At 67.4% G+C, this 21,030-nt stretch carries 22 protein-coding genes; 8 read left to right on the top strand and 14 right to left on the bottom strand.

Annotated features, from left to right (window positions below; all coding sequences use genetic code 11):
- Nucleotides 1–4: 4 nt before the first annotated feature.
- Nucleotides 5–1,519 carry a TIGR01777 family oxidoreductase gene (locus tag VLK31_RS14100; RefSeq protein ID WP_409169033.1) on the bottom strand — a complete coding sequence of 505 codons (1,515 nt, stop codon included), beginning with the start codon at nt 1,517–1,519 and terminating at the stop codon, nt 5–7.
- Nucleotides 1,516–2,202 carry a DUF4166 domain-containing protein gene (locus VLK31_RS14095; protein WP_409169032.1) on the bottom strand — a complete coding sequence of 229 codons (687 nt, stop codon included), beginning with the start codon at nt 2,200–2,202 and terminating at the stop codon, nt 1,516–1,518. The genes VLK31_RS14100 and VLK31_RS14095 overlap by 4 nt, the downstream gene beginning before the upstream one ends.
- A 140-nt stretch (nt 2,203–2,342) precedes the next feature.
- Here VLK31_RS14095 and queA point away from each other — a divergent pair, with 140 nt between their 5' ends.
- The 5 genes from queA to VLK31_RS14070 all read left to right on the top strand — a co-directional run bounded on the left by queA (nt 2,343) and on the right by VLK31_RS14070 (nt 7,608).
- Entirely contained in the window at nt 2,343–3,392 is a 1,050-nt protein-coding gene (queA, locus tag VLK31_RS14090; RefSeq protein WP_409169031.1) for a tRNA preQ1(34) S-adenosylmethionine ribosyltransferase-isomerase QueA, read from the top strand.
- A 90-nt stretch (nt 3,393–3,482) separates the two neighbouring features.
- Nucleotides 3,483–4,913, top strand: coding sequence for an AAA family ATPase (locus tag VLK31_RS14085; protein WP_409169030.1), 1,431 nt, complete (start codon nt 3,483–3,485; stop codon nt 4,911–4,913).
- 19 nt (nt 4,914–4,932) lie between these two features.
- Complete coding sequence (locus tag VLK31_RS14080; RefSeq protein ID WP_409169029.1) at nt 4,933–5,541, top strand: hypothetical protein; 609 nt, start codon at nt 4,933–4,935, stop codon at nt 5,539–5,541.
- A complete protein-coding gene (gene tgt / locus VLK31_RS14075; RefSeq protein ID WP_409169028.1) occupies nt 5,534–6,715 on the top strand; it encodes a tRNA guanosine(34) transglycosylase Tgt in 1,182 nt (393 codons plus the stop codon). Before VLK31_RS14080 ends, tgt begins: the two co-directional genes overlap by 8 nt.
- Nucleotides 6,716–6,810: 95 nt before the next feature.
- A complete protein-coding gene (locus VLK31_RS14070; RefSeq protein ID WP_409169027.1) occupies nt 6,811–7,608 on the top strand; it encodes an SDR family NAD(P)-dependent oxidoreductase in 798 nt (265 codons plus the stop codon).
- Between the two features lie 71 nt (nt 7,609–7,679).
- On the opposite strand, the gene VLK31_RS14065 is transcribed toward VLK31_RS14070, so the two are convergent.
- The 7 genes from VLK31_RS14065 to VLK31_RS14035 all read right to left on the bottom strand — a co-directional run bounded on the left by VLK31_RS14065 (nt 7,680) and on the right by VLK31_RS14035 (nt 14,093).
- Nucleotides 7,680–8,069 (bottom strand): DUF3597 domain-containing protein, encoded by a 390-nt coding sequence (locus tag VLK31_RS14065; RefSeq protein WP_409169026.1) that lies wholly within the window; start codon nt 8,067–8,069, stop codon nt 7,680–7,682.
- Between the two features lie 124 nt (nt 8,070–8,193).
- Entirely contained in the window at nt 8,194–9,312 is a 1,119-nt protein-coding gene (locus VLK31_RS14060; RefSeq protein WP_409169025.1) for a serine endopeptidase, read from the bottom strand.
- A gap of 21 nt (nt 9,313–9,333) precedes the next feature.
- Entirely contained in the window at nt 9,334–10,137 is an 804-nt protein-coding gene (locus tag VLK31_RS14055) for a DUF2145 domain-containing protein (RefSeq protein WP_409169024.1), read from the bottom strand.
- The gene (locus VLK31_RS14050) at nt 10,134–10,592 is read right to left on the bottom strand and encodes a hypothetical protein (protein ID WP_409169023.1); all 459 of its coding nucleotides are present in this window, start codon (nt 10,590–10,592) and stop codon (nt 10,134–10,136) included. Before VLK31_RS14050 ends, VLK31_RS14055 begins: the two co-directional genes overlap by 4 nt.
- Before the next feature lie 27 nt (nt 10,593–10,619).
- On the bottom strand, nt 10,620–11,144 hold the full coding sequence (locus VLK31_RS14045; RefSeq protein ID WP_409169022.1) for a YiaA/YiaB family inner membrane protein: 525 nt from the start codon (nt 11,142–11,144) through the stop codon (nt 10,620–10,622).
- A 116-nt stretch (nt 11,145–11,260) separates the two neighbouring features.
- Nucleotides 11,261–13,216 (bottom strand): MFS transporter, encoded by a 1,956-nt coding sequence (locus tag VLK31_RS14040; RefSeq protein ID WP_409169021.1) that lies wholly within the window; start codon nt 13,214–13,216, stop codon nt 11,261–11,263.
- Between the two features lie 13 nt (nt 13,217–13,229).
- Nucleotides 13,230–14,093 (bottom strand): hypothetical protein, encoded by an 864-nt coding sequence (locus VLK31_RS14035; protein WP_409169020.1) that lies wholly within the window; start codon nt 14,091–14,093, stop codon nt 13,230–13,232.
- Nucleotides 14,094–14,232: 139 nt separating this feature from the next.
- On the opposite strand from VLK31_RS14035, the gene VLK31_RS14030 reads away from it, so the two are divergent.
- Nucleotides 14,233–14,967 carry a helix-turn-helix domain-containing protein gene (locus tag VLK31_RS14030; protein WP_409169019.1) on the top strand — a complete coding sequence of 245 codons (735 nt, stop codon included), beginning with the start codon at nt 14,233–14,235 and terminating at the stop codon, nt 14,965–14,967.
- 4 nt (nt 14,968–14,971) lie between these two features.
- Here the strand turns inward: VLK31_RS14030 and pyrF are convergent, their stop codons facing one another.
- The 5 genes from pyrF to VLK31_RS14005 form a co-directional block, all read right to left on the bottom strand.
- The gene (gene pyrF, locus VLK31_RS14025) at nt 14,972–15,796 is read right to left on the bottom strand and encodes an orotidine-5'-phosphate decarboxylase (RefSeq protein ID WP_409169018.1); all 825 of its coding nucleotides are present in this window, start codon (nt 15,794–15,796) and stop codon (nt 14,972–14,974) included.
- 62 nt (nt 15,797–15,858) lie between these two features.
- The gene (locus tag VLK31_RS14020; RefSeq protein WP_409169017.1) at nt 15,859–16,689 is read right to left on the bottom strand and encodes a uracil-DNA glycosylase family protein; all 831 of its coding nucleotides are present in this window, start codon (nt 16,687–16,689) and stop codon (nt 15,859–15,861) included.
- Nucleotides 16,686–17,228, bottom strand: coding sequence for a ribosomal protein S18-alanine N-acetyltransferase (gene rimI / locus VLK31_RS14015; protein ID WP_409169016.1), 543 nt, complete (start codon nt 17,226–17,228; stop codon nt 16,686–16,688). Before rimI ends, VLK31_RS14020 begins: the two co-directional genes overlap by 4 nt.
- A 27-nt stretch (nt 17,229–17,255) precedes the next feature.
- A complete protein-coding gene (tsaB, locus tag VLK31_RS14010; RefSeq protein ID WP_409169015.1) occupies nt 17,256–17,969 on the bottom strand; it encodes a tRNA (adenosine(37)-N6)-threonylcarbamoyltransferase complex dimerization subunit type 1 TsaB in 714 nt (237 codons plus the stop codon).
- Nucleotides 17,970–18,013: 44 nt separating this feature from the next.
- On the bottom strand, nt 18,014–18,817 hold the full coding sequence (locus VLK31_RS14005) for a DeoR/GlpR family DNA-binding transcription regulator (protein WP_409169014.1): 804 nt from the start codon (nt 18,815–18,817) through the stop codon (nt 18,014–18,016).
- 80 nt (nt 18,818–18,897) lie between these two features.
- On the opposite strand from VLK31_RS14005, the gene VLK31_RS14000 reads away from it, so the two are divergent.
- A complete protein-coding gene (locus tag VLK31_RS14000) occupies nt 18,898–19,482 on the top strand; it encodes a GDP-mannose pyrophosphatase (protein WP_409169013.1) in 585 nt (194 codons plus the stop codon).
- 42 nt (nt 19,483–19,524) lie between these two features.
- Nucleotides 19,525–20,946 (top strand): D-alanyl-D-alanine carboxypeptidase/D-alanyl-D-alanine-endopeptidase, encoded by a 1,422-nt coding sequence (dacB, locus tag VLK31_RS13995; RefSeq protein WP_409169012.1) that lies wholly within the window; start codon nt 19,525–19,527, stop codon nt 20,944–20,946.
- Nucleotides 20,947–21,030 lie beyond the last annotated feature (84 nt).

The following is a 21,030-nucleotide window of genomic DNA, read 5'->3' as shown; positions in this document are numbered from 1 at the left end:
GCTTCTAGCGCGGGCGGCAAAGGTCCGTCAAGGCGCTGCGGGCATCGGGGAACATGAAGCGAAAGCCGGTGCGCAGCAAGTGCGCAGGCACCACGCGCTGGCCTTCGAGCAGCAGGTCGGCCTGTTCACCGAGCAGCAGCTTGACGGGCGCGGCGGGCGTGGGCATCCAGCAGGGGCGGTGCAGCACGCTGGCGGCAACGCGGGTGAATTCTTCCTGGCTCAGCGCGCCGGGCGCGGTGAAGTTGAAGGCCTGCACCGTCGCGGGGGCGGCCCTTTGCACCGTCGCGGCGACGACGGCCTGTTCGGTCACCGTCCACACATGCGCCATGGCACGGACCAGATCGTGCACATGCACCCACGACAGCCACTGCCGCCCGCTGCCCAGCCGCCCGCCAAAGCCCAGCTGCACCGGCAGCAGCAACTGCGGCAGCGAGCCCTGATGGCCCAGCACGAAACCGAAGCGCATGCAGGCCACGTGCACGCCGTGCGCGGCGGCCGCATGCGCCGCCTGCTCCCAGCGCTGGCACAGCTGCGACATGAAGATGGCCTGTGGCGGCGCGTCTTCCGCGAGCTCGGTGGCATCGCCCTGCGGCTGCACGCCGTAGTAGCCGATGGCCGAGCCCGACAGCAGCAGCCACGGCTTGCGCGGCCGCGTGGCGATCCATGCCACCAGCTGCTGCGTGAGGCCCTCGCGGCTTTTCAGCAGCTGCTGCTGGCGCCGCTCGCTCCAGCGCAGGCCCAGAATGCGCGCGCCCGCAAGGTTGATGACCACGTCGATGTCGTCGGCCGCGGGCACCTGGTCGAGCGACTGCACGCAACGCACCGCACCGCCAAAGCCCCAGGCGGCAGCGCGCGCGTCGCGCGTCCACACCGTCACCGCATGGCCGTCGGCCAGCAGCTGGCGCACGAGCAACTGGCCGATGAAGCCGGTGCCGCCCGTCACCAGCACGCGCTGGGGCTTCGTGCCGAAACGCACCGGCGCCTGGGCGTCGCGCGTGTGCGCCTGCTTCTGGCGCTTGAAGATCGCGCGCGCAGCAAGGCCGTCGCGCAGCCCCGACACGCCCACGCCCACGCCGCACAGCGCAAGGAAGACACTGAGCCAGCCGTACGGCTGCCAGGCCATGGCGGTAGGCTGCGCGGCCCAGTCCACCGCGTTCATCGCCAGCAGCGCAATGAACGCGCCGGCGTTGATGGCCAGCACCGTGTGCGTCACGCGCTCGGTGGGCGGCAGCAGGCGGGTGCGGTCCTCGATCACGAAGTCCCACAGCGTGAGCACGATCTCCACGCCGAACACCGCCAGCAGCACCCAGGCCCAGGCGCCGTGCCAGGCCCACGACGACAGGCCGATGAACAGCGCGCAGTAGATCGACGAGCGCGTGGCATGAATCGCCAGCTCGCGCCCTGCCGAGGCGCGCCGCGGCAGGGCCTCGGTGCCCTCGTGGTGGTAGAGCGTGTCGAACGCGCCGAGCGCGCCCTGGGCGGCCATGAGCTGCAGGGCCAGCAGGTGGGTGTCGATCATGCGGTGGCTTTCGGTTCGGGCACTTCCTCGAACACGCCGACCTGGGTGAAGGTGGTGCCCATCAGCCAGTGGCGGATTTCGATGCGGATGTTGAAACGCTCGGGCGTCTCGTTGTGGTGCCAGAGAAAGGTCTTGCCCGGCGTGAACAGGCCGGGCAGCGGAATGCGCCAGCCGAACAGGTCCCAGAAGTAACCGTCGCTCTGGAAATGCAGGCTGCCGTTTTCCACGCTCAGCACCAGCTTCATGCCCAGGCCCATGCCCACGTACTCCAGCACCTCGCCGCGCTCGCTCTCGCGCATGAAGCTGGTGAACTGAATCGGCTTGCGGCCGTGCAGGCGGTAGATGCGCTGCTTGTAGATGGCCGGGTCGTCGGGCTTGGCGTAGACCTGGATTTCGACGGGGAAATTGCTGTCGCTGTAAGGAATCAGCGCGCCCTGGATCATCGGCTGCGTGAGGTACCCCAGCAGCTTGCCGAAGCGCGAGCAGCGCAGCTCGCTCAACGCGCCCAGGTAATGCAGCGCCTTGCCGGGCGAGGGGTTCTTGTCGAAACGGCGGCGAATGTCGGGGTGCAGGCCGAGCCAGGTGTTGCCCATGATCTTCTTGAAGAGCTCGCCTTCGGACGGACCGGGGTGCACGCCTGATTGGGGCCCCGGAGAAACGCGCGCTGCTTGTGAATCGACCATGCGCCGATTCTGCCTTGGCAACCCGCGCGCAACCTCATGCGGCAAAGCGGTTTTACGGGCGTGGGACAATCGCCCCCCTCCCGCGTTTCTTTCTTTTTCCCATGCCTTCTTGGCACGGGCCTGTCCGGCCCTCAAGCACCATGCGCGCCTTCACGCTTTCCGACTTCGATTTCGACCTGCCGCCTGAATTGGTGGCGCAACACCCCGCGGCAGAACGCACCTCCTCGCGCCTGCTCGACGGCACAGGGGATGCACCGGTCGACCGCATCTTCAAGCACCTGCCCTCGCTGCTGCGCGCGGGCGACCTGCTGGTCTTCAACGACACGCGCGTGGTCAAGGCGCGCCTGTTCGGCGAGAAGCCGACCGGCGGCAAGCTCGAGCTGCTGGTCGAGCGCGTGCTGCAGGGCCAGGAAGTGGTGGCGCACATGAAGGTGAGCAAGAAGCCGCCTGTGGGCACCACGCTGCAGATGGTGGGCGGCTTCCGTGCCACGCTGCTGGGGCGCTGGCCCGAGGAAGACGGTGCGCTGTTCCGCTTCGGCTTTGAGAGCGACGCGGGCGAAGACCCCTATGCGCTGATGCAGCGCTGCGGCCACGTGCCGCTGCCGCCCTACATCACGCACACCGATTCGGCCGACGACGAGAGCCGCTACCAGACCGTGTTCGCGCGCGTGCCCGGCGCAGTGGCCGCGCCCACCGCGGCACTGCACTTCGACGAAGCCCTGCTGGCCGAGCTGGAAGCGCGCGGCGTGCAGCGCGCCAGCGTCACGCTGCATGTGGGCGCCGGCACCTTCCAGCCGGTGAAGACCGAGAACATCGCCGAGCACACCATGCACGCCGAGCGCTACGAAGTGCCCGAGGCCACGCAGCGCGCCATTGCCGAATGCAAGGCACGCGGCGGGCGCGTGGTCGCGGTCGGCACGACCACGGTGCGCACGCTGGAGTCGTGGGCCAAGAGCGGCGAGGCCTCGGGCGACACGCGCATCTTCATCACGCCGGGCTTCGCGTTCGAACACGTCGACCTGCTGGTGACCAACTTCCACCTGCCCAAGAGCACGCTGATGATGCTGGTCTCGGCCCTTGCGGGCTACGAGCGCGTGATGGCGCTGTATGCCCACGCCATTGCGCAGGGCTACCGGTTCTTCAGCTATGGCGACGCCATGCTGCTGGAGCGGACAAAAAACTCCGCTTAGGGCACAGAATAGGTCGTTCCCCGTACGAATATTTTTTGCGCCCAAACGCTCCGTCTAGCAAATCTGGCTGATCTGGCCCTGGAGAACAAGATGCTCACCCGTCTCAGAGTGACAGGATTCAAGAACTTACGCGATATCGATGTTCAGTTCGGCCTGTTTACGTGCATTGCAGGTGCAAACGGCGTCGGCAAGTCGAACTTGTTTGATGCAATCACGTTTTTGAGCGACCTGGCTTCAATGCCAATCATCAAGGCGTGCAGCAATGTGCGTGGAACTCATGGTCGAGCCTCGGATTTTGCGTCGCTGTTTTTTCGGGACAAGGACTCCGACGGCCTGCGCATGGAGTTCCTTGCCGAACTGATCATTCCAAACGAAGTTGTGGATGACTTTGACCGCAAGGCAAAGCCCACGGCAACCTTGGTTGAATACTCACTGGTGCTTCGTCTAAATCCTGATCCGACTTCAGGCCCCTTCAAGGACCCCGTCTATATCGAGAAGGAAGAACTGAGAGCCAAACCTTCGAGTACAGCTCAAAGATTTTTGCAGTTCGAGGGAGGAAGTGCGCTCGCAAAGAACAAGAAAATCATCTTCGGCCCGGGACCTCGAACATCCCCGTTCATTGAGACCGACACCAACGCGGCAGACATCGCGATTCTTCTGCGCGGAGACGGAGGCGGCAGAGGCAACCCACAGACGATCTCGGCTCGCAGAAGTCCGCAGACCGTACTCTCGGGGGTCAACCTGTCGTCGCATCCCACCGCATTGGCCACACGCCGCGAGATGCAATCTTGGCGGATGCTGCAACTGGAGCCAACAGCGCTCCGAGCACCAGACGATATCTTTGGAGAGTCCACTCTTTCTCCAACCGGCGAGCATCTGCCAAACACTCTATTTCGACTGGGAAACTACGGTGACATCGCAAATCGCCTGGCAGACCTGATTCCGGGGGTCGAAGCGCTCGATGTCGATACCGACCAGACCAGACAACAGCGAACGTTGTCTGTCACGATGAGCGACAAGCACCCTTACTCGGCCAGTTCGCTATCTGATGGCACTTTGCGTTTTCTGGCACTGGCAGTTCTGTCCAGCGACCCTGATGCAAGCGGGTTAGTCTGCTTGGAGGAGCCTGAAAACGGCATCCATCCGCAACGAATCCCGGAAATGCTTCGGCTTGTCAGAGAGCTCTCTGACGCAGATCTGTCCGCACAGGAAATGGCTGGCCTGCTTAATCTTCGGCAAGTGATCATTAACACGCACTCCCCGCTGGTGGTGGCGGAGTTGCTTGACGACGAGCTTTTGTTCGCCGAAACCGTCCGATTCAAGGCACAGTCTTTCGCAAATTTCAAGCCGATCAATGGCACTTGGAGAACCAAATCAGCAGTGGGATTGCCGCCCAGTGTTATCACGCGCGGCGAATTGCATGCCTATCTGTCTGGCAATCGGCTTTCCTCGAAGTCCAGGGGGGCGAAGCTGGTCAGAGACCATCTGCCAGAGACAGCTGATCTGTTTCAGTCTTCTTGAGGAAAGTCACGCATCCTCGATGAAAACTCTCACCGCTACGCTGGTTGCCGATGGAACATCTGATCGCATGCTGCTTCCCATCATCCAGTTCTTGCTGGATGAATGGAGCCCCGTGCCGCATCGCACGTTGTTTGCAGAGGGGCTGCACATCGGCCCCCTCTCCGCGCGTCTGCCTCGAGCCTTGCAGCTTTATCCGTGCGACCTCCTTTTCATCCATCGCGATGCTGAAGCTGCTCCCGCGAAAGATCGGCAACAGGAAATTGCGACGGCGACGGCACAACTTGCGAACCCGCCGACCCACGTCTGCCTGATCCCAATTCGCATGACTGAAAGTTGGCTATTGCTTGACCAACAAGCCATACGAACTGCGGCGGGCAATCCCAAAGGCAGTACCCCACTGGAACTTCCTCCGATCAAGTCGATTGAGAGACTTGCCGATCCCAAAGCTCGACTCTTCGAAGCACTCAACGCCGCTACGGACAACACAGGAAGGCGAAAGCGACAATTCAAGCCGGAGAGTGCGAGGCACCGAGTTGCTGAGTTGATGAATCTTTCAAGCCTTCGCCAGCTACCGTCTTTTGAGCGCTCAGAGGACCAGGTGAAACAGTTTTTCGCAACCTATGAATAGCAGTCTGAACTTCGAACTCCTCAAGACCGACCCCGACAGCCACGCGCGCCGCGCCACGCTCACGCTCAACCACGGCGTGGTGCAAACGCCGATCTTCATGCCCGTGGGCACCTACGGCACGGTCAAGGGCGTGATGCCGCGCAGCCTGGAAGAAATGGGCGCGCAGATCATTCTGGGCAACACCTTCCACCTGTGGATGCGCCCCGGCCTGGACGTGATGGAAAGCTTTGGCGGGCTGCACCAGTTCGAGAAGTGGAACAAGCCCATCCTCACCGACTCCGGCGGCTTTCAGGTGTGGTCGCTGGGCGCGATGCGCAAGATCAGCGAAGAGGGGGTGAAGTTCGCCTCGCCCGTCAACGGCGACAAGCTGTTTCTCACGCCCGAGGTCTCGATGCAGATCCAGACGGTGCTCAACAGCGACATCGTGATGCAGTTCGACGAGTGCACGCCCTACGACACGCAGGGCCACATCACGACCGAGGCAGAGGCGCGCACATCCATGGAACTGAGCCTGCGCTGGGCCAGGCGCTGCAAGACCGAATTCGCGCGGCTCGAAAACCCCAACGCGCTGTTCGGCATCGTGCAAGGCGGCATGTTCGAGAACCTGCGCGAGGAGTCGCTGGCGGCGCTGGTCGACATGGACTTTCCGGGCTACGCCGTGGGCGGCGTGAGCGTGGGCGAGCCCAAGGCGGAGATGCTGCACATCATGGGCCACACGCCGCACCGGCTGCCCGCGAACAAGCCGCGCTACCTGATGGGCGTGGGCACGCCCGAAGACCTGGTGCAGGGCGTGGTCGACGGCGTGGACATGTTCGACTGCGTGATGCCCACGCGCAATGCGCGCAACGGCACCATGTTCACCCGCTTCGGCGACCTGAAGATGCGCAACGCGCGCCACAAGACAGACCCGCAGCCGGTCGACCCCAGCTGCACCTGCCATGCGTGCGCGGGCACCTCGGGTGTGAGTTGGAACGACGGCGGGCGCGAAGGCTTCAGCCGCGCCTACCTGCATCACCTGGACCGCTGCGGCGAAATGCTCGGGCCGATGCTGTGCACCATCCACAACCTGCACTACTACCTGAACCTGATGACCGAGATTCGCGCCGCGCTGGACGCGGGCACGTTCACGGAGTTTCGGGCGCGCTTCAAGTCGGAACGCTCCAGAGGGATCTGAGGGATCTGAGGGGTCTGAGCCGCGGCGCTGGCGTGGCGGCCGGCGCATCGATGGGGTACGCTTGCTTTCCAACCCGCACGGTCTTGCTCACGCCTATGACTTCCGCACCCCCCGTCTCCGCACCCCCAGTTTGCGCCTACACCGCCCGCTACCCTTCGCTGGCGGGGAGCACCGTGTTCATCTCCGGTGGCGCCAGCGGCATCGGCGAATCGCTGGTGCGGGCCTTTCATGCGCAGGGTGCCAAGGTCGGTTTCTGCGACCTCGACACCGCCGCCGGCAGCACGCTCTCGGCGCAGCTGCAGGGCGAGCACCCTGCGCTGTTCGTGGCCTGCGACGTGACCGACACCGCCGCGCTCACCGCCGCCATCGACACGGTGCGCCAGCGCTTCGGCCCCATCGGCGTGCTGCTGAACAACGCCGCCAACGACCGCCGCCATGAGATGGCCGACGTGACCAGCGACGACTTCGACCGCCTCGTGGCCGTCAACTTCAAGCACCAGTTCTTTGCCGCGCAGGCGGTGGCCGACGACATGCGCGCGCTGGGCGGCGGCTCCATCGTCAACTTCGGCTCGATCAGCTGGATGATCAAGGGCAAGGGCTACCCCGTGTACCAGGCCTGCAAGGCGGCGGCGCGCGGCCTCACGCGTTCACTGGCGCGCGACCTGGGCAAGCAGAACATCCGCGTCAACTCGGTCGTGCCGGGCTGGGTGATGACCGAGCGGCAGATCAAGCTGTGGGTCAAGCCCGAGTCGGGCGCGGAGATCGACGCGGCGCAATGCCTGCCAGGGCGTGTGATGGCCGAAGACATCGCGGCGATGGCGCTGTTTCTCGCGGCCGACGATTCGCGCATGTGCACCGCGCAGGACTACGTGGTAGACGCAGGCTGGACCTGAAGCGCTCGGCATTCACCGCACAGCAAAAAGCCAGGCATGCCGGGCTTTTTTGCGTGCGCTGCAAGGGTGAATCAGTCGCGCAGCTCGGCGGGCACCTTGCCACCGTTGGCGGCCAGCTTGGTCATGACCTGGCGGTGCAGCCAGATGTTCATTGCGGCGCTGTCGCTGGTGTCGGCGCCGTAGCTCAGCTCGGCGGCCAGCTGCTTGCGGGAGTCCAGGCTGCTGTCCAGGCCCAGCAGCTTCATCAGGTCGACGATGGAGGTGCGCCAGTTCAGGTTGCTCGCGCCGGGCATGCCGTCGAGCAGGGCCTCGACGTCCACCACGGTGATGGCAGGTGGCGGCGCGGCGGCGGCCGGGGCGCCGGCGGGATCGGGTGCGGCCGGTGCGGCGGGCGCAGTGGGTGCAGGCGCGGCGTTCGCGGACGGAAAGATCTTGGAAAGGATGCTGCCGAAAATGCTCATGCGAGGACTCCGTGGATGAGATGGATTGCAAACTTGCATCAACATTTGTGACGCAACGGGCGTTGTAGCACGCCCCCACGGCGCGCCCGCTACACGGTGTGTCGAAGGGGGCGCGCGGTGTGACCTAGTTCGCAGGTCGGGCGTCCAGAACGGGGGGAACGGGGGGACCGGGCGTAACCGGCAGAACGGGCGCAACGGGCTCCACGTGCGGCGCGGCCGAGCTGCCGCAGGCATGGCAGAACTTGGAGAACGCGCTCTTGCGCGTCTCGCACAGGCCGCAGTGGTCGAACAGGCCGATGCCGCAGTGCGGGCAGAAGTCGATCTCGCCGTTCTTCAGGTCCACCGGCCGCTCGCAGCCGGGGCACACGCCCTTGCCCAGGCGGGCCAGCGCGGTGTCGTAGCTGAGCTCTTCGCGCCGCACCTGGTCGGGCTGCTGCTCGGCCAGCTTCTGGCGCGCCAGGTAGCGGTTGAGCGCAACGATGGCGTAGCGCCCCACCAGCACCGTCACCACGATGCCCACCACGTAGCGCACATAGCCGCCGTAGCTCGGCAGGTAGGGCACCAGCTCGACGAAGAACGCGAACAGCGCGAAGAAGATGAAGCCCCACACAAACGGCCAGTAGGTGCTCTTGCGCTTCTTCGCGAACAGCCAGCCCGCCACCACCAGCAGCGGCAGCGTGAGCGCCAGCCGGTAGGCGAACACGCGCAGCTCGATGCGGCGGTACTCGGCATCGAGCTTGACCTGCGCGTCGCGCTCCAGCACCGCGAGCGATTCGCGCGCGCGCTGCTGGCCCTGCTGCGCGTCGAGCAGGGTCTGGCGCTGCGCATTCACTTCGCGCTGCAACGCGTCTTCCTTTTGCTTGAAGGCGTCGAGCGCCTTGGTGCGCGCGATGAGTTCGCTGTCCTGGTCGGGTTGCGCGGTGGCGCGGCGCGTGGCAAGCCAGTTGCCGAAGGTTTCGCGCGCGTTGGCGCTGGCCTGCTGCGCGGCGTTGAGCTTCAGCCGAATCTGTGCCAGGTCGCGCTCGGCCTGCTCTTCGGTGGTGTCGGCCGCCTGGATGGTGGCGCGCAGCGGCTGGGCCGCGCGCAGGTCGATGAAGTCGTCGATGCCGCGCACGCGCTCGACCTGCGGCAGGTCGCTCACGACGGTGCTGCCGAGGCCGATGAGGAAGCTCGCGAACACCAGGGCGACGAGCCAGAGGCCGCGGCGGAACCATTTCTCGGACAGGCGCAGTGATTTGCTCATGTCGTTTTTTCCTCTGTGTTTTTATTGGAGCTTGAGCGTCACCGGCGCCGCGCCCAGGCCGGCGCGCGGCAGCCATGCAAACACCGAGTCGACCGTGACGGTCTCGATGCGGTCGCTGAAGCGCTTGTCGTTCGGGTGGTCGTCGAAGGCCACGTTGGCCGAGCCCACGCGCCCGCCCAGCCGCGTGAGCGGCCCGAGCTTCAGCGTGGTCGGCTCGTAGCCCTTGAACTGCATCCATGCCTGCGCCTGCGCGCGGGTGGTGATGGTGGCGGGCTCCATGGCGGCGGCCAGTGTTTCGACCGCCCACTGGTTCGACTGCTGGTACTTCTGGCCCCAGGCATAGCTCACGATGCTGTACGGCGCGGCGTGCAGCCGCACGATGCGCGTGGGCGACTCGGTGAGCGCGGTCATCAGTTGCGTTTGCACGGCTGGCGTGGGCACCACCCAGGCCGCCTCGTAGCGCCACAGGTCGTCGAGAAAGAACTCGCCCAGGCCCTGGCGGTACACGTCGGCCACCGCGGTGCCGCACTGGTTGAGCTTGTGCACCACGCGCCACGGGCCGGCGTCGGTCTTGTAGGCGAGCCCCAGGTGCGAGTAGCGCAGGCCGTACTTGCTCAGGTCCTGCCCGGCGCGCGCCAGTATCACCACGCGCGCGCCGCTGGCGTCGAGCGCCTGCGCGGTGCGTTCGGCCAACTGCATGCCCCTGACGATGACCGCGGGCGTGGGCTTGACCTGCTCGCACGAGCGCCCGGCCTGCGCCTGCATCGGCAAGGCCGTGGCGGCAACCAGGGCCAGCACGGCGACGAACGGCAGCGCGCGCTTCATGACAGCCTCTCGTTGTAGAGCAGCGCGCGGCCGATGGCGTTGGGCACAAAGGCCAGCACCTCGCCGGCGGCCGACAGCACCACGCCCGCGCCGATCACGCTGACCAGCACGCTGGTGCCGACCGCGTTCGATGCACCGTTGGCCACGCGGCCCGCCACCTTGACGCTGGCGCGGGCGCCGTCGGAGGCGCGTTCGAGCACATACACCGTGCCGTCCGCCGCAGCTTCGACCGCGACCACCACGAGCGTGGAGCCGCCCACCGACAGCGCGGTGGGCACCGCCACCACCGCGGTGGCCGAGGCGCCGACCGCCGAGCCGGCGACAAGCACAGATGCCACCGGCATCATCGACAGGGCCACGGAGGCGTCGCTCTGCGCCTGGGCTTGCAAGGGGGCCGCGACACCCGCAAAGGCGGTGCAAACGGCGACGAGAACAGCGGCAATGGAATGCTTCATGACGGTCTTTCGTTGGGCAGGCATGGGTTATTCGGCGGCAGTGTTGGTGCTGGTGCTGGTGCTGGTGGCCGCTTCGGCACGGGCCAGGCGGCGGCCTTGCAGGCGGGCTTCGGTCATGTCGGCTTCATGGCGGTCGCGCAGCGTCTTGGCCAGCGTGAAGGCCGAGCTGACCAGGAACAACCAGCTCACGCCCAGGAAGGCCTTGTAGGCGTCGTTGATCTCCATGCGCACCAGGCCCCAGGCGGTCAGGCCCATGGCGGTGAAGAAGCTGCCCCAGACCACCAGGCGCCACATCGGCACGTCGCGGCCGGCGGTGTTGCCACCCGACGCGGCCTGCTCGCCGTCGCGGATGAACTTGGACAGCATGAACGCCGTGCTCAGGCAGAACACGTAGCCCATCACCATGAACGCCCGGTCCAGCGCCTCGCCCGGCAACCAGCTCAAGCCGGTGGCGCACAGGAAGACGGCGATCGCAAAAGAGGCCCAGGTCTGGAATTGCCAGGCCCGCGAATCGCGCTGGATGGAAACGGTCGTGGACGAAAGGGGTTGCATGTGTGCCTCGCGGCGTAGTGAAGGTGGGCGAATGATGGTTCGCTCCCGCACCGCGAGGCTTGAATGCTTGCACCGGTGGCGGCGCGCGGCGCCACCGGTATCTCAGCGAGCTACTTTCAGGCGCCGAGCAAGCCGCTCACGCGCTGATGCAGCGACGCGGGCTGCACCTCCGCCGGCGGCACGGCCGCGCCCACGTTCAGGCCCACGCGGCTGTAGAAACCACGGCGAAAGGGCTTGGCCATGGCCACGTTGTGTCCGCCGCGCAGCTCGATGCGGCTGAAGTACGAGCCCCACAGGTTGGTCAGCGCCATGGGGATCACCGGCGGCTCCAGGCCTTCGGCGCGCGCGCTTTCGATGATCTTCATCACCCCGCCCTTGAAGGGCTGCACCGTGCCGTCGCGGGTGATGGCGCCCTCGGGGAAGATGGCCAGCAGATCGCCCTCGCGCAGCACGTCCAGGGCCTTGGCAAAGGCGGCCTCGTAGGCGGCCGGGTCTTCCTTCTGCGGCGCGATGGGAATCGCCTTGGCCAGCTTGAACAGCCAACCCAGCACCGGCACCTTGAAGATGCGGTGGTCCATGATGAAGCGAATGGGCCGCGGGCTGGCCGCCATGAGCAGCACCGCGTCGATGAAGCTCACGTGGTTGCACACCAGCACGGCCGCGCCCTCGGTGGGAATGTGCTCGTCGCCCTTGATCTCGAAGCGGTAGACAAAGCGCGACAGCACCCAGGCCACGAAGCGCAGCAGGTACTCGGGCACCAGCATGAAGATGTAGAACGCCACCACCGCGTTGGCAATGCCGGTGAACAGAAAGATCTGCGGAATGGTGAAGCCCGCGCCCAGCAGCGCGCCGGCAATGACCGAGCTGGCGATCATGAACAGCGCGTTGAGGATGTTGTTGGCCGCGATGATGCGCGCCCGGTGCGTGGGCTGACTGCGCAGTTGAATGAGCGCATACATCGGCACGCTGTACAGCCCCGCGAACAGCGACAGCAGCCCCAGGTCGGCCATCACGCGCCAGTGGGCGCCCTGGTGCACGAAGGCGCCGATGCCCATCTCCGGCACCTGCGGCAGGCCGCGCGAGGCAAAGTACAGGTCGATGGCAAACACGCTCATGCCGATGGCGCCCAGCGGCACCAGGCCAATTTCGACCTGACGGCGGCTCAGCGTTTCGCACAGCAGCGAGCCCACGCCGATGCCGATCGAGAACACCACCAGCAGCAGCGATGCCACCTGCTCGTCGCCGTGCAGCACCTCTTTGGCAAAGCTGGGGAACTGGCTGAGAAACACCGCGCCGAAGAACCACATCCACGAAATGCCCAGCAGCGAGCGGAACACCACCACGTTGCCGTGCGCGAGCTTCAGGTTGCGCCAGGTCTCGCTGAACGGGTTCCAGTTGATGACCAGCCCGGGGTCGGTGGCCGGCGCCTGCGGAATGGCCTGCGCCACGCCGCGCCCGGCCAGCGCAAGCAGCACGCAGGCGACAGCCACGCTCAGGTGGCCGATCTGCGGCACCGCCACCAGCAGCCCGCCCGCCACCTGGCCCAGCAGGATGGCCACGAAGGTGCCCATCTCCACCATGCCGTTGCCGCCCGTGAGCTCGCGCGTGTCGAGCACCTGCGGCAGGTAGGCGAACTTGACCGGCCCGAACAGCGTGGAATGCAGCCCCATGAGAAACACGCAGCCCAGCAATATCACCGCGTTGGCCGTAATGAAGCCCCAGGCCGCGATCAGCATGATGGCGATCTCCAGGTTCTTCACGAAGCGGATCATCTTCGTCTTGTCGAACTTGTCGGTCAGCTGGCCGGCCGTGGCCGAGAACAGCAAGAACGGCAGGATGAACAGCGCCCCGATGGCCAGCCCCGCCATGGCCGGCGGCATCCAGCTGAGCTGCAGCTGGTAGGTCACCATGACGGTGAAGGCGAACTTGAAGAGGTTGTCGTTGGCCGCGCCCGCGAACTGGGTCCAGAAGAAAGGCGCGAAGCGCCGCTGCTTGAGGAGGGCGAACTGGTTGGCGTGGGCGTTCGCGTCAAGGGCCACGGGGGTGGCGGTGGCAGCGGCGGGGGTGGTCATTCGATGGATTTCCTCAGGCCGCCAGCGCGGCTGCGCCCGGATTGTGCCGCAGGGCGGCCTGCCAGCGCATCTCCATCTTGCGCAGCGCAAACACCACGGGCAGGCCCGCCAGTGCGGCCGTCAGGTGCTTCAGCGAGTGGCCCGACACCACATGCTGCGTGTATTCGTAGATGGCGTGGTCGGCCAGCTCGAAGCCCTTGGCCAGCGCGTAGAAGAAGATCACCCAGCCCAGCTTCAGGCCGACCGACTTGCGCATCGGCGTGGACAGCGCCAGCGTGAGCACCAGCGCCATGCCGCCGAACTGCACCAGCGCCCAGGGCAGCACGTTGCCGGTTTCCTGGAACACCTCGGCCGACAGCAGCCCGGCCGTCAGCACGAACCAGGCGGCGGGCCAGCCGGCGCGCTGGCTCACCCGTTCGCACACCGCCACGCCAATGAGCCCTGCAAACGCCACCGCCATGCCGGCACGGTCCGCGGCCAGGCGGGGCGCGTCGGGCACGAGGTGATAGAAGGCCGAGCCGGCCGCCGCGGCAATCAGACCGGCAAAGAACAGCCAGGCGCAGTCCAGCGTGTTGTCGGGCGGGTCGCTGGCCGGCGGGGCCAGCGGAAACGCCGACAGCGCCTGCTGGTGCGATCGATCGATGCGGTTGAGCCGGTACAGGCCCCACAGGCCGACCAGCACGAACGGAATGTTGCTCAGCACGTCCATGGCGTTGGGCAGGCCGTGCCAGCCCCGGTCGTCGGCGAACACCGAGGCGATGGCCACGTCGGCGGCCGGCAGCTCGGGGCCGAAGATGGCAATCAGGGTGAGCAGCGCAAGGGCAAAAAGCAGTCCGCGTTCGCGGCGGCTGAGGGTTGTGAGCTTAGGCAGTTGCATGGCGGGCCTCGGTGGGTGGGGTAACAAGCCGCGGATTCTGGTTGCCAGCCTCCCTGCAGGCATCGAGAATCGATACGAGGTAGTTATTCACACCCTTCGGTATCTTCTTTCAATACCCTCCGCCTGACCTGACCCCTCCATGAGCACCACTGTCGATCTCGTCCAAGCCCTCAAAAACGAACTCAAGAGCGCCCGCATGACCTACGCCGACCTGGCCCGGTCGCTCGACATGGCCGAGTCCAGCGTCAAGCGCATGCTGGCCAAGAGCGACATGCCGCTGTCGCGCGTGGACGCCATCTGCCGGGCGCTGAAGATCGACTTTGCCGAGCTGGCGCGCCGCGTGGCCGACGCCCAGCCGCTCCTGAAGGAGCTCACGCAGGAGCAGGAAAAGGCCGTGGTGAAGGACAAGAAGCTGCTGCTGGTGGCCATCAGCGTGCTGAGCCAGTGGACGCTGGAGCAGATCGTGACGTCGTACCGCATCAGCGAGGCCGAGTGCATCGGCTGCCTGGCGCAGTTGGACCGCATCGGCATCATCGAGCTGCGCCCGCTGAACCGGTACCGCCTGAAGCTCGCCAAGACCTTCCGCTGGCGCCCGCACGGCCCGGTGATGGAGTTTTTCCGCGAGAACGTGGTGCTCGACTACTACCGCGGCGGCTTCGACGGCCCGGCCGAGGGCCTGCTGCTGGTGCACGGCTCGATCAGCCGATCGCTGGCGCCGGCCTTTCTGGAGCGCCTGCAGCGCGTGGCGCAAGACTTTGCGCAGCAGCACCAGACCGACCAGAAGCTGTCGGCCAAGGACCGCGAGGGCTACACGCTGCTGCTGGGCATGCGCAACTGGGAGTTCGAGGCCTTCACCCGCCTGCGCAGACTCTGAACGCTCAGGCCTTGGCGGCTTCCAGGGCGTCGCGCGTGGTGCGCGCGGCGGTCTTGGCGGCTTGCGCGAAGTCGTCGCCCGACGACGCATAGATGATGGCCCGCGACGAATTCACGATGATCGGCGCGTCCGCGCGCCAGCCGGCGCGCACCGTGGCCACCGCGTCACCGCCCTGGGCGCCGACGCCCGGAATCAGCAGCGGCACCGTGGGCGCAAGGGCGCGCACGCGCTCGATTTCCGCCGGGTAGGTCGCGCCCACCACCAGGCCGAGCTGGCCGTTCAGGTTCCACGGACCCTGCGCCAGCCTGGCCACGTGCTCGTACAGGAAGGGCTGGCCGTCTATGTCCGCCAGACGCTGGCCCTGCAGGTCGGAGCCGCCGGGGTTGCTGGTGCGGCACAGCAGGAAGGCGCCCTTGCCCTCGTGCTTGAGGTACGGCGCCACCGAGTCGAAGCCCATGAAGGGCGACAGCGTGACCGCGTCGGCGCCGTAGCGCTCGAAGGCTTCCAGCGCGTACTGCTCGGCGGTGGAGCCGATGTCGCCGCGCTTGGCGTCCAGGATCACGGGCACATGCGGCGCGTTGCGGCGCATGTGCTCCATGAGTTGCTCGAGCTGGGCTTCGGCGCGGTGCGCGGCAAAGTAGGCGATCTGCGGCTTGAAGGCAATGACCAGGTCGGCCGTGGCGTCGACGATGCGCGCGCAGAAGTCATAGATGCGGCTGGCGTCGCCCTTGAGCTGCCCCGGGAATTTGGCGGGCTCGGGGTCGAGCCCCACGCAGAGCAACGAACCGTTTGTTTGCTGTGCGGCAGCCAGCTTGTCGAGGAAAGTCATGGGGCGGGATTTTAGGCGGCCCGCTCCGTGGGCCCGTTTCAACCGGTCAGGCGATCAGCCGCTCAGTTGGCCGCGGGTGGGGCCGTGGGCGTGTGCTGCTCGGCGGCCAGGCACAGGTCGGCCCAGGTGCGGGCCTTGTCGGCCGGGTTGCGAAGCAGGTACGCCGGGTGGTAGGTGGCCACCACCGCGGCACCTGCCAGGGAGGCCAGCGGCACGGCGCGCCCACGCAGCTTGCCCAGCGGGTCACCGCTTTGCATCAGGCTTTGCGCAGCCAGCGGGCCCATGGCCAGCACCACGCGCGGGGCGAGTGCGGCGGCGTGCGCGGCAAAGGCCTCGTCCATGGCGCGCGGGCTGCCGGGCTGGCCGGCGGCCACGCCACGGTGGGTGCGCATGAGGTGCACCGGCGCCGGGCCGTCGTGCAGCTTCAAGGCGCGCAGCATGTTGTCGAGCAGCCGTCCGGCGTCGCCTTCGAAGGGCTCGCCGTGGCGGCCGTCGGCCTCGGGCGGCATGTCGGCCACCACCAGCCAGCCGCCCTGCACCGCTTGCGCGCCGGGGTCGGCGTACAGGCGGCAGGGCGCTTCGACCAGCACGGCGGCGCCTTGAGACGCGGCCTGGGGTTGTGCCTGGGGCGCAGGCGCAGCCACGGGACGGGCGACCGGCGCGGGGGCAGGCCGGGCGACAGGCGGTGGCGCGGCAGGCGGCATTTCAGCCTCGTAGCGCTGCTCGTTCACGGGCGCCACATCCGCGCGTTGCGCTGCTGCTTCAGGCGCATCGGCAGGCTCGGCCTGCGCCACCTGCGCCACCTCAGGCACAGGCCACCAGACCTTCACGCCCATTTCGTCGAGCATCGCGCGCTGGCGCGCGTCGAGCTTCAAAGTCTGCACCGCGCTCATCGCAAGGCTCCCCAGGCGGTGCCTGTTTCATTCAATCGCAGGCTCATGACGACCGCGTCTTCACGCTTGCCGTCATGGGCCGGGTAATAGCCTTTGCGCACGCCCACGCTGCGAAAGCCGTGCCGCAGGTAGATGTCGAGTGCGCGCTGGTTGCTCTGGCGCACTTCGAGCCACAGCCACTGCGCGGCCTCCGCGCGCGACCAGCCGCCCAATGCCTCCAGCATGAGCGGCGCCCAGCCCTGGCGCTGGAAGGCCGGCGCCACGGTGATGTTCAGCAGGTGCACCTCGTCGACGCCCTTCATGGCGACGAAATAGCCGATCAGCGTTTCGCCCAGCTGGGTGACCGGCGAGCACACGCCCTGCGCCGCGCCCGGTGCCAGCAGGCACTGGCAGTGATAGCCCACCGCCATGGAATCGGTGAAGTTGGCGCGCGTCCAGGGGTGCGTGTAAGCGGTTTCCTCGACCGCGCAGACCGCGTCGATCCGCTCGATGGTGAGCGGTTCGAGACGGGCTTCGACGGGCTGGAGAACGGCGCTCATGCGGCTCGGGTGGAGGTCGGATGGGGGTCAGGTGGCGGCGGCTGCAGCGGCTGCCTTGATGGCGGCGCGCTCTTCGGTGGTTTGCGCCACTTTATCGCGAACATACAGCGGCCAGGCCTGCGCGGCCGGCACGGTGCGCCCGGCGGCGAGCAGCGCGGGGGCCAGCCGCAGCAGGGCGGTGGCGGTGGGCAACGCGTCGTGGCGGGCCGTGGCCTGTGCCAGGCGTGCCCCGTAAGCGACGAAAGCATTGCCCGCCAGCGCCCAGCCGGCGGGCACCTCCAGGGCTTCGGGGGAGAGCAGCAGCGGCTCGTCGTCACCGCCCAGGGGGCCGTGGGCGGCAAAGTCGTAGCGCGCGGCGTACAGCTGGTCCATGCGCGCGTCGAGCACGGCCACCACCTGCTGCGCGCCGAAGGCGTGGCGCGCCTCCTCGGCCACGGCCAGCAGGGTGTCGACCGGCAGCAGCGGCACCTTGGCGCCAAAGGCCAGCCCCTGGGCTACCGAGCAGGCGGTGCGCAGGCCGGTGAACGAGCCGGGGCCACGACCGAAGACGATGGCGTCCAACTCGGCCAGCACAAGGCCGGCGTCGCCCAGCAGTTGCTGGATCAGCGGGAGCAGCGTGGTCGAGGCCTGGGCACCGCCCACGCCGTTGTGCGCGAGCAATTGGTCGCCGTGCAGCACGGCCACGGACAGGTGCTCGGTGCTGGTGTCGAAGGCGAGCAGCTTGGGCAAGGCGAGAGGCATTCGCCGATTATCGAGGGGCGACCGATTTGCGGGGGTTGCCGCGGTCAAGCGCCGCCGTCGCTGTCGCCGTGGTTGTCTTGGTTGTTGCGGTTGTCGCTGCGCAGGATCGCCACGCCCGCCTTGCGCAGCGGCGCCAGCGCCTGGGCCGGCGCGTCGGGCGACACCAGCAGGCGCACGCCGGGCGTGAGCGGATTCACCACCCACGCAGACGCCGCGCCGAGCTTCTCCGACGAGGCCAACACCACCGTCTCGGCCGCCGCCGCCATCAGCGCGCGCTTGATCTCCGCCTCCTCCAGGTCGCCGGTGGTGAGCCCGGCCTCGGCGTGCACGCCGGTCACGCCCATGAAATAGGTGTCGGCATGGATGCGCGCAATGGCCGCCATGGCCGCCGAACCGACCGCCACCCGCGAGTGCTTGAAGAAGCGCCCGCCGATCAGCACCACCTCCACGCCCGCATGCGCCACCAGCTCCAGCGCCACCGACGGGCTGTGCGTGACCACCGTGGCCTGCAGGTTCGCCGGCAGGTGGCGCGCGAGCTGCACGGCGGTGGTGCCGCCGTCGACGAACACCACTTGCCCCGGCTTCACCAGGCGCGCGGCGGCGCGGCCGATGGCCACCTTCTCCTGCGGTGCCAGTTGCTGGCGCCCGGCGAAGTCGGCCTCGGCGGCGGCCACCGGCAGCGCGCCGCCGTGCACGCGCTGCAGCAGGCCTTCGGCCGCCAGTTCGCGAAGGTCGCGCCGCAGGGTGTCTTCCGACAGGCCGAGTTCGTCGCTGAGCGCCCTCGCCACGACGTGGCCGTCGCGCCGCAGGACCGAGAGGATGTGTTGCTTGCGCTGGCGGGTGAGCATCGGCCGATGGTAGCGGCCCGCGCATGAAGCTGCACGTTTTTTCTTGTTTTTGCACGAATGCGCGACTATGCTCGCCGCCCATGACCCTTCAAGACCGCGTTCGGGTGCACGAAGTCACCCTGCTTTCAGACAACTGGTACACCCTGCGCACCACTGCCTTCGACTGGCGGCGCGCCGACGGCCGGTGGCAGCGCATGCACCGCGAAACCTACGACCGCGGCAACGGCGCCACGCTGCTGCCGTACAACCTTGCGCAGCGCACCGTGCTGCTCACGCGGCAGTTTCGCTACCCGGCCTTCGTCAACGGCCATGACGACCTGTTGATCGAAGCCGCGGCCGGCCTGCTGGACAACGCGGCGCCCGAGGCGCGCATTCGCGCCGAGGTCGAGGAAGAGCTGGGCTACCGGCTCGGCGACGTGCAGAAGATCTTCGAAAGCTTCATGAGCCCGGGCTCGGTCACCGAGAAGCTGCACTTCTTCATTGCGCCCTACGAGCCCTCGATGCGCATCGGCGCGGGCGGCGGGCTGGCCGAGGAAGGCGAGGACATCGAGGTGCTGGAGCTCGGCATCGACGAGGCGCTGGCCATGGTGGCCGACGGCCGCATTGCGGACGCCAAGACGGTGATGCTGCTGTACCACGCGAAGCTGCACGTGTTCGCGCGGTGATTCCACCGGATCCCATGTAACTTGGGTCGGGATAATGCGCGGATGCCTTTTGCCTCCCGCCGCGCCGCCTGCGCACTGACCCTCGCAACGCTGGCCTCGGCCAGCGTGTTCGCCCAGCAAGCCCTCCCCACCCAGGTCGACGCCGCCCTCGCCCGCGCCAAGATGCCGCGCGAGGCTGTCACCATGCTGGTGGCCGAAGCCGACGGCACCCGGCCGCCGCGCCTGGCCTGGCGCACGCAAGCGCCGGTGAACCCGGCGTCGATCATGAAGCTGGTCACCACCTACGCCGCGCTCGACATGCTCGGCCCGGCCTACAACTGGACCACGCCGGTGTACGTGGAAGGCACGGTCGCCAACGGCGTGCTCAACGGCAACCTGTACATCAAGGGCCAGGGTGATCCCAAGCTGGTGCTGGAGCGCGTGTGGCTGCTGCTGCGCCATGTGCAGGGCCTGGGCATCACCACGGTGAGCGGCGACATCGTGATCGACCGCAGCGCCTTCGAGACCACGGTCGAGGGCGACCCCGGCGCATTCGACGGCGAGCCGCTGCGCCCGTACAACGCCTCGCCCGACGCGCTGCTGGTCAACTTCAAGTCGGTGAACATGACCTTTGCGCCGGACCGCGCCGGCCAGATCGCGCGGGTGAGCTACGAGCCCCCGCTGGCCAGCGTGGCCATGCCGGCCACCGTGGCGCTGGCGCCGGGCGAATGCGGCGACTGGCGCACCGCGCTGCGCGCCGACTTCAGCGACGTGAACCGCATTCGCTTCAACGGCGCGCTGCCGGCCAGCTGCGGCGAAAAAAGCTGGGCCGTGGCCTACGGCGACCCGCGCACCTACGCCCAGCGCGCCATTGGCGGCATGTGGGCCGAAATGGGCGGGCGCGTGGGCGGGCAGATGCGCGAAGGGCGCGTGCCGGCGGGGCTGAAGCCGGCGTTCGAGTTCGAGTCGCCGCCGCTGGCCGAGGTGATTCGCGACATCAACAAATACAGCAACAACGTGATGGCGCAGCAGCTGTTCCTCACGATCGGGCTCACGCAGAAGAACCGCGGCACCTTCGAAGCCTCGCGCAGCGCGCTGGGCCAGTGGTGGCGCGATCGCATCGGCACGGGCGAGGCGCAGCCGGTGTTCGAGAACGGCTCGGGCCTGTCGCGCGACGAGCGCATCAGCGCGGCAGCGCTGGGCAAGATGCTGCAGGTGGCGTGGCGCTCGCCGGTGATGCCGGAGCTGATGTCTTCCCTGCCCGCCATGGGCGTGGACGGCACGCTGAAGCGGCGCACGATGCGCTCGGGCGGCTCGGCCCACCTGAAGACCGGCACACTGCGCGACGCCTCGGGCGTGGCGGGCTATGTCGATGGCGCCAGCGGCCGGCGCTATGTGCTGGTGGCCATCGCCAACGGCGAGAACGCGGGCGCGGCGCGCGCGGCCTTCGACGCGCTGGTCGACTGGGCCTCGCAGGACAACTGAGCCTGAGCCGGTGCGGCCAAGGGTTCCCCCCTGTAGGCCGGCACCGATTGCGTGGGACCTCGCTGCTGAACAGAATCGGACGCT

Source organism: Variovorax sp. H27-G14 (assembly GCF_046156345.1).
Lineage (GTDB): Bacteria > Pseudomonadota > Gammaproteobacteria > Burkholderiales > Burkholderiaceae_C > Variovorax.
This window is presented reverse-complemented; position numbering and strand designations above follow the sequence as displayed.

Excerpts from the sequence above, each read along its gene's own strand:
- VLK31_RS14100 (WP_409169033.1), bottom strand. The coding sequence starts at position 1,519 with ATGATCGACACCCACCTGCTGGCCCTGCAGCTCATGGCCGCCCAGGGC.
- VLK31_RS14095 (WP_409169032.1), bottom strand. The coding sequence starts at position 2,202 with ATGGTCGATTCACAAGCAGCGCGCGTTTCTCCGGGGCCCCAATCAGGC.
- queA (WP_409169031.1), top strand. The coding sequence starts at position 2,343 with ATGCGCGCCTTCACGCTTTCCGACTTCGATTTCGACCTGCCGCCTGAA.
- VLK31_RS14085 (WP_409169030.1), top strand. The coding sequence starts at position 3,483 with ATGCTCACCCGTCTCAGAGTGACAGGATTCAAGAACTTACGCGATATC.
- VLK31_RS14080 (WP_409169029.1), top strand. The coding sequence starts at position 4,933 with ATGAAAACTCTCACCGCTACGCTGGTTGCCGATGGAACATCTGATCGC.
- tgt (WP_409169028.1), top strand. The coding sequence starts at position 5,534 with ATGAATAGCAGTCTGAACTTCGAACTCCTCAAGACCGACCCCGACAGC.
- VLK31_RS14070 (WP_409169027.1), top strand. The coding sequence starts at position 6,811 with ATGACTTCCGCACCCCCCGTCTCCGCACCCCCAGTTTGCGCCTACACC.
- VLK31_RS14065 (WP_409169026.1), bottom strand. The coding sequence starts at position 8,069 with ATGAGCATTTTCGGCAGCATCCTTTCCAAGATCTTTCCGTCCGCGAAC.
- VLK31_RS14060 (WP_409169025.1), bottom strand. The coding sequence starts at position 9,312 with ATGAGCAAATCACTGCGCCTGTCCGAGAAATGGTTCCGCCGCGGCCTC.
- VLK31_RS14055 (WP_409169024.1), bottom strand. The coding sequence starts at position 10,137 with ATGAAGCGCGCGCTGCCGTTCGTCGCCGTGCTGGCCCTGGTTGCCGCC.
- VLK31_RS14050 (WP_409169023.1), bottom strand. The coding sequence starts at position 10,592 with ATGAAGCATTCCATTGCCGCTGTTCTCGTCGCCGTTTGCACCGCCTTT.
- VLK31_RS14045 (WP_409169022.1), bottom strand. The coding sequence starts at position 11,144 with ATGCAACCCCTTTCGTCCACGACCGTTTCCATCCAGCGCGATTCGCGG.
- VLK31_RS14040 (WP_409169021.1), bottom strand. The coding sequence starts at position 13,216 with ATGACCACCCCCGCCGCTGCCACCGCCACCCCCGTGGCCCTTGACGCG.
- VLK31_RS14035 (WP_409169020.1), bottom strand. The coding sequence starts at position 14,093 with ATGCAACTGCCTAAGCTCACAACCCTCAGCCGCCGCGAACGCGGACTG.
- VLK31_RS14030 (WP_409169019.1), top strand. The coding sequence starts at position 14,233 with ATGAGCACCACTGTCGATCTCGTCCAAGCCCTCAAAAACGAACTCAAG.
- pyrF (WP_409169018.1), bottom strand. The coding sequence starts at position 15,796 with ATGACTTTCCTCGACAAGCTGGCTGCCGCACAGCAAACAAACGGTTCG.
- VLK31_RS14020 (WP_409169017.1), bottom strand. The coding sequence starts at position 16,689 with ATGAGCGCGGTGCAGACTTTGAAGCTCGACGCGCGCCAGCGCGCGATG.
- rimI (WP_409169016.1), bottom strand. The coding sequence starts at position 17,228 with ATGAGCGCCGTTCTCCAGCCCGTCGAAGCCCGTCTCGAACCGCTCACC.
- tsaB (WP_409169015.1), bottom strand. The coding sequence starts at position 17,969 with ATGCCTCTCGCCTTGCCCAAGCTGCTCGCCTTCGACACCAGCACCGAG.
- VLK31_RS14005 (WP_409169014.1), bottom strand. The coding sequence starts at position 18,817 with ATGCTCACCCGCCAGCGCAAGCAACACATCCTCTCGGTCCTGCGGCGC.
- VLK31_RS14000 (WP_409169013.1), top strand. The coding sequence starts at position 18,898 with ATGACCCTTCAAGACCGCGTTCGGGTGCACGAAGTCACCCTGCTTTCA.
- dacB (WP_409169012.1), top strand. The coding sequence starts at position 19,525 with ATGCCTTTTGCCTCCCGCCGCGCCGCCTGCGCACTGACCCTCGCAACG.